At 42.5% G+C, this 233-nt stretch carries 1 protein-coding gene; it reads right to left on the reverse strand.

The genetic code is table 11. From position 1 onward, the window contains the following. Positions 1 to 233: hypothetical protein (locus E4T71_RS09615; RefSeq protein ID WP_135039036.1), on the reverse strand; the 233-nt coding region annotated here is incomplete at both ends.

The following is a 233-nucleotide window of genomic DNA, read 5'->3' on the forward strand; positions in this document are numbered from 1 at the left end:
TTACCTGTCAATACTTCAGATTTCGCAATCTCAGGATTTACAACAGTCTTACCATCTGTTGATACAACACGGTAGATAACTTGTGCTTGGTCATCCTTAGCTTCTGGATTCTTCACATAAGGAATCTTCGTATCGCCAGTTGGAGTTGTTGGAACTGGTGGAACATAACCCTTAGTTGGATCATTTGGATCTACTGGTTTCAACGGCTCCTTGCTACCTGGATCTACTGGAGT

The sequence above is a fragment of the Streptococcus sp. WM07 genome, assembly GCF_004570525.1.
Lineage (GTDB): Bacteria > Bacillota > Bacilli > Lactobacillales > Streptococcaceae > Streptococcus.